The sequence below is a fragment of the Mycobacterium sp. genome (assembly GCF_047975165.1).
In the GTDB taxonomy this organism is placed as follows: Bacteria; Actinomycetota; Actinomycetes; order Mycobacteriales; family Mycobacteriaceae; genus Mycobacterium.
Window position 1 is genome coordinate 17,687 of sequence record NZ_JBKECZ010000009.1, and the last position, 11,293, is coordinate 28,979.

An 11,293-nucleotide genomic window follows, 5' to 3' on the forward strand; every position below is an offset into this window, starting at 1 on the left:
AATTCAGTCTGTCCAGGCCGAGTGCAGGATCAGGCTGACCGCCGCCATCCGTGCCGACCGCACGACGGAAGTCAATGGCCGCAGCGCATTGGCGGCAGACTGCACCTCCGACGATGATTGTGCCCCAGCCGTTTCGAGTGCACCGGTCAGCCGTCGGCCGACGCGACCGGGTGCGGCCTCGGGTATCGGGCTCAGGCCGGTGCCGACGGCGATGATGGCGTCGACATGTGCGGCGGTCTGCAGAACGCGTTCGGCGCGGGCGGGAGCATGATCGGGAATCCGGTGCTGGCGTGCGGAATCCAAGAGTTGCTCGACCATACCGCGCGGATCGACGAAGCAGCGGTTCCGGGAGTTCAAACCTGCACCTGGTTGCATGGCGCCCAGCACGTCTGCGGCCGACCGCACCGCGGACCGTAGCGCCATCTCCGCGTCGCCGAGGTCGTGGTGCTCGAACACAGGCGTATCGGGGATTGAATACACCATCCACGTCAGCCCGCATGACTCGGACGCGGTGGCTTCGTCGTCGTGCTCCTCGGGATCACCGTAGGAATGCTCGGGGACCAGCCCGATCGCGCTGCCCGGATCCGTGGGGTTCGCGATGATCACCCCTTCGCCGGCGGCCAATGCGTCACGCGCGAATTGCGTGTTCGCGGGCAGGCCCCGCACATCGCCGGGAACCGGAAGGACCAGATTGATCGTGACCATGGATGGCTCCGGCCGGCCCGGTGCCCCCAGCACCTCCGATATCCCCGGCGAACGGCCCGCTGCCCCGCGTAACGTCTGCAGCAGACTGACAGTCCCGGCGTCGTCGACGTCGGGCCAGGGCAGGCCGGTCCGGCCGGCCGCCACGCCATCGTAGGCAGCCACTGATTGTCTTGGCGCCCAAAGTGATAACGCATCCAAGACGTCATCAGGGGATGCCTTGCCGGCGAGCCAGGCATTGGCCCACGTCGACAGCGAAACACTCGGGCACCACATGATCTCGCAGTGTAGTTGCTGTCTGCGATTGTCAGGGTTTACGCGTACTGTGTTGTCATGCCTGTCGCGATGGTGTGGCTGATCGCAGCCCTGGTGCTGGTCGGCGCTGAAGCACTCACCGGCGATATGTTCCTGTTGATGCTCGGTGGCGGTGCGCTGGCGGCATCCGGCGCGAGTTGGCTCATCGACTGGCCGATCTGGGCCGACGGCATCGTCTTCCTCGTCGTGTCGGTGCTGCTGCTGGCGCTGGTCCGGCCGGGCCTGCGGCGGAAGCTGACGCCCGCGGGCGGCTCGCTGATGGGTATCAAAGCGCTGGAGGGCAGAAGCGCGCGAGTGCTCGACCGGGTCGCCCGCGACGGCGGCCAGGTGGAACTGGATGGTCAGGTGTGGACGGCGCGCCCGCTCAACGAGGCCGACGTCTACCAGCCGGGGCAGGCGGTGACTGTCGTACACATAGATGGGGCCACCGCGGTGGTGTTCGGGCGCGGGTAGCGGGCCGGGAAAGGAATTCTGGTGGGAGACGCATCTGTTGGGTTGGTATTTCTTGCTGTCCTGGTGATATTCGCCATCGTGGTGGTGGCCAAGTCGGTGGCCCTGATCCCGCAGGCGGAGGCCGCGGTGGTCGAACGGCTGGGCCGGTACAGCAGGACGGTCAGCGGGCAGCTGACGTTGCTGATTCCCTTCGTCGACCGGATCCGGGCGCGGGTGGATTTGCGCGAGCGGGTGGTGTCGTTTCCCCCGCAGCCGGTGATCACCGAGGACAACCTGACGCTCAACATCGACACCGTGGTCTACTTCCAGGTCACCGTCCCGCAGGCGGCGGTGTACGAGATCAGCAACTACATCGTCGGCGTCGAGCAGCTGACGACGACCACACTGCGCAACGTCGTCGGCGGGATGACCCTGGAGCAGACGCTGACCTCCCGCGACCAGATCAACGCCCAGCTGCGCGGCGTCCTCGATGGGGCGACGGGCCGTTGGGGCCTGCGCGTCGCCCGGGTGGAGTTGCGCAGCATCGACCCGCCGCCGTCGATTCAGGAGTCCATGGAAAAGCAGATGAAGGCCGATCGGGAGAAGCGCGCGATGATCCTGACCGCCGAAGGGACCCGCGAGGCGCAGATCAAGCAGGCCGAGGGCCAGAAGCAGGCGCAGATCCTGGCCGCCGAGGGCGCCAAGCAGGCGGCGATCCTGACCGCCGAAGCCGACCGGCAGTCGCGAATGCTGCGCGCCCAGGGCGAACGGGCCGCTTCGTATCTGCGGGCCCAGGGTGAGGCCAAAGCCATCGAAAAGACCTTCGCCGCCATCAAGGCCGGCCGGCCGACACCGGAAATGCTGGCCTACCAGTACCTGCAGACGTTGCCGCAGATGGCGCGCGGTGACGCCAACAAGGTGTGGGTGGTTCCCAGTGATTTCAACGCGGCGTTGCAGGGGTTCACCCGGCTGCTCGGCACTCCCGGCGAGGACGGGGTGTTCCGGTTCGAACCGTCACCCGTCGATGAGACACCCAGGCACGCAGCCGATGACGACGACGTCGCCGACTGGTTCTCCACCGAAACCGATCCCGCGATAGCACAGGCGGTGGCCCGCGCCGAGGCTATAGCCCGCAAGCCGGTGGACCAGCCACTGGGCATGCCGCCGGGTCGGCCACCGGGGATTCCGCCGGAATTGCGTCAGTAGGATTGCCGCATGGGCGTGTTGACTTCACCGAAAACCTACGGAGCGCTGGCCGCGTTCCACGTCGTCGATGCGGCAATGTGCGCGGTGCAGGCTCCACCGGTCAAGAAAGCACTGGACACCGTCGAATGCCCGGAAAGTGTGCGTCCGGTGTTGCCCGTGGTCAAGGTGGCTGCCGCTGCCGGGCTGGCGTCGGTGACCAGATTCCCGGGGCTGGCCCGGCTCACGACGGCGATGCTGACGCTGTATTTCGCGCTCGCGGTCGGGGCGCATGTCCGGGTACGTGACACCGCGGCCAACATGGTGCCGGCGGTATCGTTCCTGGCTATTTTCGCGGCGATGACGATCAAGGGCCCGGACGCCGATCGGGCTGGCTAGGCTCCACCAACCGGACCGGCTAGGCCCCGCCAGTCGGACCAGCCGGGCCCCGCCAACGGGATGCGGTGGCTGTCCAATCGGACCAGCCGGGTACCGCCAACCGGACCAGCCTGGCCTCACCAGCCGGGCCGGCTGGCTGTACTGCCCCGCACTCAGGCGTTGCGGTCCAGTTTCAGCTCCACCATCGGCAGCGGGGTATTGGTGTCGGTGATCGCAGCGCCCAGGGTGTCCTCGAGGATGCCTTTCAGCGACTCCCAGGCGCCGGGGTGCCGGTCGCGGTAGCCCGCTATCGCGGCGTCGGCCTCGTGCTGGGTGAGCACCCGCGCGATGGCCGGTGCGGGTGCCCGGCTGCCGGTGTAGACGCGCACCCGGGGGTTGGCCTCGATGTTGCGGAACCACTGAGCTTTGCGGCCGAAACCCGACGCGATGATGTAGACATCGGGCGCGGGTCGGTCGATGACCTCCAGCACGACGTAGCGGGGCTCGCCGGATTTTCGGCCGATGTGTTCGAGCATGAGAAATCGCGGCCCGAACACGGCCCCGGCGCGGGCCTTGAAGATCCAGATGGGCGCCCGAACGAGCCGGCGCGACCGCAGGGCCCGGGCGCCGAGCCTGTTGAGTCTGTTGCGCGAAGTCATGTCCCCTGACTATTCACTATCCACCCCGACAACCGAGAGCGGTATCGGGCACCCCCTCACGCGGCCGGGGAACTGGCGGTGGGCGCCGGATCCGGGACGGGCTGCGGTCGGTGCCCCGACCGTGCCGCGACATGGCGGATCTCATACACCAGCCCGGACAACCCGAGGGCAGCCGTGCACACCGAGATCAGAACCAGGAGCGGGTTGACGTCACCGGTGAACGCGTTTCCCAGGATCACCACGGCGATCGTCCCGGGGAGGTGCCCTGCCAGCGTCGCCCACATGTACGGCGCCACCCGCACGTCCGAGGTGCCCGCGGCGTAGTTGATCACCGAGAACGGTATGACCGGGATGAACCGCAGGGACAGGATTGCGCGCCAGCCCCGCTCGCGCAGCCGCTCGTTGACCAGGGAAACCCCCGGCCGATGCTCCAGGCGATTCAAACGCCACCCGGTCGCCCGCACCGCCAGCAGCGCCAGTACCGCACTGGTGGTGCTGGCGGTCGACGCGATGAGGACCCCCGTCACCGGCCCGAACAACAACCCGGCTGCCAGGGTGAAGGCGGTGCGCGGGAAGGGAAGCACCGTCACCGTCGCGTGGACCAGCCAGAAGGTCAGCGGCAGCCACGGCCCCGTCGCCTGGGCCCAGTCCCGGATCTGGACCGCCGTCGGCAGCGGAACCAGCAGCGCGACCGCCACCAGCGCTGTGATCCCCACCACGGCGCTCGCCAGCCGCGCTCGCGATACGTCGCGCAGCGCCGTGCGCACCGCGATCGACGAGGTGCGCGCTTTGTCGGAGATCCTGCTGATGGCGGGGGCCGTCACGGTATCCCAGCGTACGTGGCGTGGGCGGGTGTCGGACTCGTCTGGACTGGCGTTTCTCGTCACACCTCCCACCCCATCGCCGCACCTCGATTCCTATTTCGCGGCGCTGATCAACTAGCCTGATTTCCCAGTTGCATCCGCAAGAGAACCCGAAGCGTCATCGTCAGATGCTGCGGAAATAGGAGCAGTCGGTGTCCATTGACGTACCCGAGCTCGCCGGCCTGGAACAGGTTCGCCGGCGCTGGCGCAGTGCTGTCGCCGGTGTGCTGTCCAAGAGCGCCCGATGCGACCCCGGCGAGCTGGGCACCGAACCCGAACACCGGCTGGACACCCCGACCTATGACGGGTTCGGCATCGGGCCGCTCTACACCGCATTCGACGAACGGCCCGAGCCGCCGCTGCCCGGACAGTGGCCGTTTGTGCGCGGCGGGGACGCGTTGCGCGACGTCAAGTCCGGCTGGAAGGTGGCCGAAGCTTTTCCGGCGCCCGGCATCGAGCCCGGCGATGCCAACGCCGCACTGCTTGCCGCGCTGGGTGACGGGGTCAGCGCACCGCTGCTCCGGGTGGGGGAGTCCGGGGTGACCCCGAATCGGCTCGCCGCGCTGCTCGACGGGGTGCACCTGAGCATGGCGCCGGTGATCCTGGACGCCGGAGCGGACTTCGAAACAGCCGCCGGCGTGCTGCTCGGGATGGTCGACGCGCTGGACGCAGAGCAGCGCGCCACCGTATCGGTGGATCTGGGCGCTGACCCGCTGTCCGCGGTGGTCAGTGGCCGCAGCACCCCGGCGGTGTCCGACGTAGTCGCGGTTGCCGAGCGGGCCGCGGGCACACCCGGGGTGCGCACGATAACGGTCGACGGACCCACCTTCCACAACATCGGAGCTACCGCGGCCTGGGAGCTGGCGGCGGCGATCGCCGCCGGGGTCGCCTACCTTCGGCTGCTCACCGAAGCCGGCCTGCCGGTGACCGACGCCCTGGGGCAGATCAGTTTCCGGCTCGCCGCCGACGACGACCAGTTCAGCACCCTGGCCAAGATGCGGGCGGCGCGTCGACTGTGGGCGCGGGTCGCCGAAGTCGCTGGGGGCGCAGGGGATACCGGGGACACCGGGGATCCCGACGCCGGGGCGACGGTCGTACACGCGGAGACCTCGTTGCCGATGATGACTCAGCGCGACCCCTGGGTGAACATGCTGCGCTGCACGCTGGCGGCGTTCGGCGCGGGCGCGGGTGGCGCCGACACCGTCCTGGTGCACGCCTTCGATGTAGCCATCCCGGGCGGATGGCCCGGGACGACAACCAATTTCGCGCGCCGCATCGCACGAAACACCCAGTTGCTGCTACTGGAGGAGTCGCACGTGGGTCGGGTGCTCGACCCCGCTGGCGGGTCGTGGTTCGTCGAGGACCTCACCGAGCGACTGGCCGAACAGGCCTGGCACCACTTCCAATCCATAGAATCCCACGGCGGATTCACCGATGCTCGGGACTACCTGACCGCCCGGATCGCCGAGACCGCGGCCAGCCGCGCCGACGACGTCGCGCACCGGCGCAAGGCAATCACCGGGGTCAACGAATTCCCCAACCTCGACTTAGCTCCGCTGCCGCAAGCCGACTCGCTCGGAGCAGTGGCGAACGTGGTGCGCTACGCGGCCGGATTCGAGGCGCTGCGGGACCGCTCGGACGCCTACTTCGCCAAGAACGGCAGCCGGCCGCAGGTGTTGCTGCTGCCCCTGGGCCCGCTGGCCGAACACAACATCCGGGCCACGTTCGCGACCAATCTGCTGGCCTCCGGCGGCATCGAGGCGATCAATCCGGGTTCGGTGGATGCCGCAGAAGTCGGCCGGGCCGTCTCGGAGGCCGGCTCCCCGGCGGTCGCGGTGATCTGCGGCGCCGACAAGCGCTATGCCGGCGAGGCATCCGCCATGGTGAAGGCCGCACGCGGCGCCGGTATCGAACGGGTGTACCTCGCCGGCCCGGAAAAAGCCGTGGGGGAGTCCGAGGATCGTCCCGACGACTTTCTCACCGCCGCAATCAATGCGGTCGAAGTGCTTTCGGATCTGCTGAATCGGCTGGGGGCCTAGATGACGACCGGTGCGCGCGTTGTCCCCAGTTTCGCCGACGTCCCGCTGGCCGGCGGCCGTACCGGCGAGGCGCCGACCGCGCAAGCGGTCGACGAGCACGTACAAGCCGCGGCCAAAGCCCACTGGTACACCCCCGAACAGCTGGTGTGGGACACCCCGGAAGGTATTGCCGTCAAGCCGGTCTACATCGGCGAAGACCGGCGCGACGCGGAGACCGAGGGCTATCCGCTCAACACCTTCCCGGGCGAGCCGCCGTTTGTGCGCGGCCCGTACCCGACGATGTACGTCAACCAGCCGTGGACGATCCGGCAGTACGCCGGTTTCTCCACCGCGGCGGAGTCCAACGCGTTCTATCGGCGCAACCTGGCCGCCGGACAAAAAGGCCAGTCGGTTGCCTTCGATCTGGCCACCCACCGCGGATACGACTCCGATCACCCCCGGGTGCAGGGGGACGTCGGAATGGCCGGTGTGGCGATCGATTCCATTCTCGACATGCGCCAGCTGTTCGATGGAATCGACTTGTCGACGGTGTCGGTGTCGATGACGATGAACGGTGCGGTGCTGCCGATCCTGGCGCTGTATGTGGTGGCCGCCGAGGAGCAGGGGGTGCCGCCGGAGAAGCTGGCCGGCACCATCCAGAACGACATCCTCAAAGAGTTCATGGTGCGCAACACCTACATCTATCCGCCCGCGCCGTCGATGCGGATCATCTCCGACATCTTCGCCTACACCAGTGCGAAGATGCCCAAGTTCAACTCCATCTCGATTTCCGGCTACCATATCCAAGAAGCCGGTGCCACAGCGGATTTGGAGCTGGCCTACACCCTTGCCGACGGTGTGGAATACATCAGGGCGGGCCTGGACGCCGGGTTGGACGTCGACACGTTCGCCCCGCGGCTGTCGTTCTTCTGGGGCATCGGGATGAACTTCTTCATGGAGGTCGCGAAATTGCGGGCCGGCCGGCTGCTGTGGAGCGAGCTGGTGGCCGAATTCGGCAGCCGAAACCCGAAATCCAGGTCGCTGCGCACCCACTCGCAAACCTCGGGGTGGTCGTTGACCGCCCAGGACGTCTACAACAACGTCGCACGCACCTGCATCGAGGCGATGGCCGCCACCCAGGGGCACACCCAATCGCTGCACACCAACGCCCTGGACGAGGCGTTGGCGCTGCCCACCGACTTCTCGGCCCGCATCGCCCGCAACACCCAGCTGGTGTTGCAGCAGGAGTCCGGCACCACCCGCCCGATCGACCCCTGGGGGGGTTCGTATTACGTGGAGTGGCTGACTCACCAGCTCGCCCAGCGGGCCCGCGCCCACATCGCCGAGATCGCCGAACACGGCGGCATGGCCCAGGCGATCGGCGACGGTATCCCGAAGTTGCGCATCGAGGAGGCCGCCGCCCGCACCCAGGCCCGCATCGATTCCGGCCAGCAGCCGGTGATCGGGGTGAACAAGTACCAGGTCGACGAAGACCAGCAGATCGAGGTCCTCAAGGTCGAGAACAGCCGGGTGCGCGCCGAACAACTCGCCAAACTCGAACAGTTGCGGGCCGGCAGGGACACCGCGGCTGTACGGGCGGCGCTGGCCGAACTCACCCGCGCGGCAGGGGAGAGCGGCCGCGCCGGTGAGGACGGGCTGGGAAACAACCTGATGGCCCTGGCCATCGATGCGGCCCGTGCCAAGGCCACCGTCGGGGAAATCTCCGATGCACTGGAGAAGGTCTACGGACGCCACCAGGCCGAGATTCGCACGATTGCCGGGGTCTACCGGGACGAGATTCGAGGAGGCGGCAACATCGCCGGGCTGTCGAAAGCGACCGAGCTAGTGGAGAAGTTCGCCGACGCCGACGGTCGCCGGCCGAGGATTCTGATCGCCAAAATGGGCCAGGACGGCCACGACCGCGGCCAGAAGGTGATCGCGACGGCGTTCGCCGACATCGGTTTCGACGTCGACGTCGGGTCGCTGTTCTCCACTCCGGAGGAAGTCGCCCGCCAGGCCGCCGACAACGATGTGCATGTCGTCGGGGTGTCGTCCCTGGCCGCGGGACATCTGACGCTGGTGCCCGCGTTGCGCGAGGCGCTCGCGCAGGTCGGTCGCCCGGACATCATGATCGTCGTCGGCGGGGTCATCCCGCCCGGAGACTTCGACGAGCTCTATGCCGCGGGTGCGGCCGCCATCTATCCGCCGGGGACGGTGATCGCCGACTCCGCAGTCGGCCTGCTGCGCAAGTTGGCCGAGCGGCTGGGGTACGAGCTGGGGTGATGGCTGTGCAGGATTTGGCGGCCGGGATCCGCGGCGGGGACCGCGCCGCGCTGGCGCGGGCCATCACGGTGCTGGAATCCACTCGGGCCGACCATCGGGAAATGGCGCAGCGGCTGCTGCTGGAGTTGCTGCCCGACTCCGGTAGCGCGCACAGGGTGGGTATCACCGGGGTGCCCGGGGTGGGCAAATCCACCAGCATCGAGGCCCTGGGGATGCAGCTGATCGGCCGGGGACACAAGGTGGCGGTGCTGGCGGTGGACCCGTCGTCGACGCGTACCGGCGGTTCGATTCTGGGCGACAAGACCCGGATGGCTCGCCTGGCCGCGCACCCGGACGCCTACATCCGCCCGTCCCCGACGTCGGGAACGTTGGGTGGGGTGGCAAAGGCCACCCGCGAGACCGTTGTGCTGCTGGAAGCCGCCGGTTTTGACGTGATCCTGATCGAGACGGTGGGTGTCGGTCAGTCCGAGGTGGCGGTGGCCAACATGGTGGACACCTTCGTGTTGCTGACGCTGGCGCGCACCGGGGATCAGTTGCAGGGCATCAAGAAAGGCGTGCTGGAACTGGCCGACATCGTGGTGGTCAACAAGGCCGACGGCGCGCACCTCAAGGATGCCCGGATGGCCGCCCGCGAGCTTACCTCGGCGATCAGGCTGATCTATCCGCGCGAAACCCTGTGGCGGCCACCGGTACTCACCATGAGTGCGATCGAAGGAGCCGGCGAGGCCGGCGGATCGGGGGCGGCGGGGGTCTGCGAGCTGTGGGACACCGTCGAAAAGCACCGCGAGGCGCTCACCGAGGCCGGGCAATTCGACGCGCGTCGCCGGGACCAGCAGGTCGACTGGACCTGGCAGCTGGTGCGCGACACGGTGCTCGATCGGGTGCTGTCCGATCCGGGAGTGCGCGAGGCACGCCGCGATATCGAACGTCAGGTCCGCCAGGGAGCGCTGACCCCGGCGCTGGCCGCCCAGCAGATACTTTCGATCGCGTCGCTCTAACGGATCGGTAAATTTGTCCGGGTTCGTCCGTGCCCGTTACCCGGGTCACGTATTTTCGATGGTGTGACGGTAGACATCGGAGTCAATCGCCGCGTTGTTCCCACTCACGGCGCCCCAGCTGCGGGGCACGGTGTGTTCGGTGCCGCGGACCCCCAATTCGAGTGCGTTGTTCGCGCGTTTTCCACCATGTTCCCCGCCCGCCGCTTCGGCGGTGGCGCGCTGGCGGTCTATCTCGACGGCCAGCCCGTCGTCGACGTCTGGAAGGGCTGGGCGGACCGTGCGGGCCGGGTACAGTGGACAGCCGACACCGCTCCCATGGTGTTTTCGACGACCAAGGGCGTCGCGGCCACGGTGATCCACCGGCTGGCCGACCGGGGGTTGATCGACTACGACGCCCCGGTTGCGCGCTACTGGCCCGAGTTCGGGGCCAACGGCAAGGCGAACATGACGGTTCGGCAGGTGATGAAGCACACCGCGGGCCTGTCGGGTCTGCGCGGGGCCAGCCGGGCCGACGTATTCGATCACATCGAGATGGAGGACCGGCTGGCGGCGGCTTCACCCGGGCGCATGCTGGGCAAACCCGCCTACCACGCGCTGACGTTCGGATGGCTGATGTCCGGGCTGGCCCGTGCGGTCACCGGCAAGGACATGCGTGTGCTGTTCCGCGAGGAAATTGCCGAACCCCTGGATTGCGACGGCTTCCATCTGGGCCGGCCACCCGCCGGCTCGCCTACCAGGGCCGCGGAGCTCATCATGCCGCGGCACATCGTCGGCAATCGGGTGGTCAGCGCTGTCGCGCAGAAGGCGGCCGGGCAGCTCTCCGGCGGCTTTCGGTCCATGTATTTCCCGGGAGCGATGGCCACTGTGCGGGGCGACAACGCGATGCTCGACGCGGAGATTCCCGCGGCGAACGGGATCGTGACCGCACGTGCGCTCGCGCGCATGTACGGCGCCATCGCCAACGGCGGCGAGGTGGACGGCACTCAGTTCCTATCGCGGCGCCTGATCGCGGGGTTGACCCGTCGGCGATCGATCCGGCCCGACCGGAATCTCATTGTTCCGATCGCCTTCCATCTCGGCTACCACGTACTGCCCATCGCGAACGCGATGCCCGGGTTCGGGCATGCGGGCCTGGGCGGCTCGATCGGGTGGAGCGATCCCGATTCGGGGTTGGCGATCGGCTTCGTGCACAACCGGTTGCTGACGCCCCTGGTGGTGACCGACCACGCCGCCTTCGTCGGGCTGTATGCCCTGACCCGGCGGGCCGTGGCCACGGCCCGTAAGCGCGGGTACCGGCCGGTGCGCTCGATGGGGGCGCCCTACTGGGAGGAGGAGGCGGTCGAGGGGTAGGGGAGATGCTGCGGCAGCGGCGCTTACAGGCCCAGCGTCGTCCGCAACTCATCGATCGTCTTCGCGTGTGTCAGGTCAGCGACGTGATAACCATCGGCGAAGTCTGCGTGACC

General features: G+C 68.1%; 10 protein-coding genes. 7 read left to right on the forward strand and 3 right to left on the reverse strand.

The annotated features are described in order from the left end of the window. Positions 1-3: 3 nt before the first annotated feature. A complete protein-coding gene (locus ACK5M9_RS00665; protein ID WP_416891284.1) occupies positions 4-978 on the reverse strand; it encodes a hypothetical protein in 975 nt (324 codons plus the stop codon). A gap of 57 nt (positions 979-1,035) precedes the next feature. Between ACK5M9_RS00665 and ACK5M9_RS00670 the strand changes: the two genes are divergently transcribed. The 3 genes from ACK5M9_RS00670 to ACK5M9_RS00680 are packed head-to-tail and all read left to right on the forward strand — an operon-like array spanning position 1,036 to position 3,030. After that, positions 1,036-1,470: an NfeD family protein gene (locus ACK5M9_RS00670; protein ID WP_416891285.1), complete on the forward strand. Its 435-nt coding sequence runs from the start codon at positions 1,036-1,038 to the stop codon at positions 1,468-1,470. Positions 1,471-1,491: 21 nt separating this feature from the next. After that, complete coding sequence (locus ACK5M9_RS00675; protein ID WP_416891286.1) at positions 1,492-2,655, forward strand: SPFH domain-containing protein; 1,164 nt, start codon at positions 1,492-1,494, stop codon at positions 2,653-2,655. A 9-nt stretch (positions 2,656-2,664) separates the two neighbouring features. Continuing rightward, entirely contained in the window at positions 2,665-3,030 is a 366-nt protein-coding gene (locus tag ACK5M9_RS00680; protein ID WP_416891287.1) for a DoxX family protein, read from the forward strand. A gap of 152 nt (positions 3,031-3,182) precedes the next feature. Here the strand turns inward: ACK5M9_RS00680 and ACK5M9_RS00685 are convergent, their stop codons facing one another. After that, on the reverse strand, positions 3,183-3,668 hold the full coding sequence (locus tag ACK5M9_RS00685) for a nitroreductase family deazaflavin-dependent oxidoreductase (protein ID WP_416891288.1): 486 nt from the start codon (positions 3,666-3,668) through the stop codon (positions 3,183-3,185). Between the two features lie 56 nt (positions 3,669-3,724). Next, positions 3,725-4,492 carry a TVP38/TMEM64 family protein gene (locus ACK5M9_RS00690; protein WP_416891289.1) on the reverse strand — a complete coding sequence of 256 codons (768 nt, stop codon included), beginning with the start codon at positions 4,490-4,492 and terminating at the stop codon, positions 3,725-3,727. 191 nt (positions 4,493-4,683) lie between these two features. On the opposite strand from ACK5M9_RS00690, the gene mutA reads away from it, so the two are divergent. The 4 genes from mutA (at position 4,684) to ACK5M9_RS00710 (ending at position 11,180) form a co-directional block, all read left to right on the forward strand. After that, positions 4,684-6,570 (forward strand): methylmalonyl-CoA mutase small subunit, encoded by a 1,887-nt coding sequence (gene mutA / locus ACK5M9_RS00695; RefSeq protein WP_416891290.1) that lies wholly within the window; start codon positions 4,684-4,686, stop codon positions 6,568-6,570. Next, a complete protein-coding gene (gene scpA / locus ACK5M9_RS00700; protein ID WP_416891291.1) occupies positions 6,571-8,832 on the forward strand; it encodes a methylmalonyl-CoA mutase in 2,262 nt (753 codons plus the stop codon). Beyond that, a complete protein-coding gene (meaB, locus tag ACK5M9_RS00705; protein WP_416891292.1) occupies positions 8,832-9,830 on the forward strand; it encodes a methylmalonyl Co-A mutase-associated GTPase MeaB in 999 nt (332 codons plus the stop codon). The genes scpA and meaB overlap by 1 nt, the downstream gene beginning before the upstream one ends. A gap of 63 nt (positions 9,831-9,893) precedes the next feature. Beyond that, the gene (locus tag ACK5M9_RS00710; RefSeq protein ID WP_416891293.1) at positions 9,894-11,180 is read left to right on the forward strand and encodes a serine hydrolase domain-containing protein; all 1,287 of its coding nucleotides are present in this window, start codon (positions 9,894-9,896) and stop codon (positions 11,178-11,180) included. Positions 11,181-11,293 lie beyond the last annotated feature (113 nt).

Coding starts and splice junctions, on each gene's coding strand:
- ACK5M9_RS00665 (WP_416891284.1), bottom strand. CDS start 978: ATGTGGTGCCCGAGTGTTTCGCTGTCGACGTGGGCCAATGCCTGGCTC.
- ACK5M9_RS00670 (WP_416891285.1), top strand. CDS start 1,036: ATGCCTGTCGCGATGGTGTGGCTGATCGCAGCCCTGGTGCTGGTCGGC.
- ACK5M9_RS00680 (WP_416891287.1), top strand. CDS start 2,665: ATGGGCGTGTTGACTTCACCGAAAACCTACGGAGCGCTGGCCGCGTTC.
- ACK5M9_RS00685 (WP_416891288.1), bottom strand. CDS start 3,668: ATGACTTCGCGCAACAGACTCAACAGGCTCGGCGCCCGGGCCCTGCGG.
- scpA (WP_416891291.1), top strand. CDS start 6,571: ATGACGACCGGTGCGCGCGTTGTCCCCAGTTTCGCCGACGTCCCGCTG.
- meaB (WP_416891292.1), top strand. CDS start 8,832: ATGGCTGTGCAGGATTTGGCGGCCGGGATCCGCGGCGGGGACCGCGCC.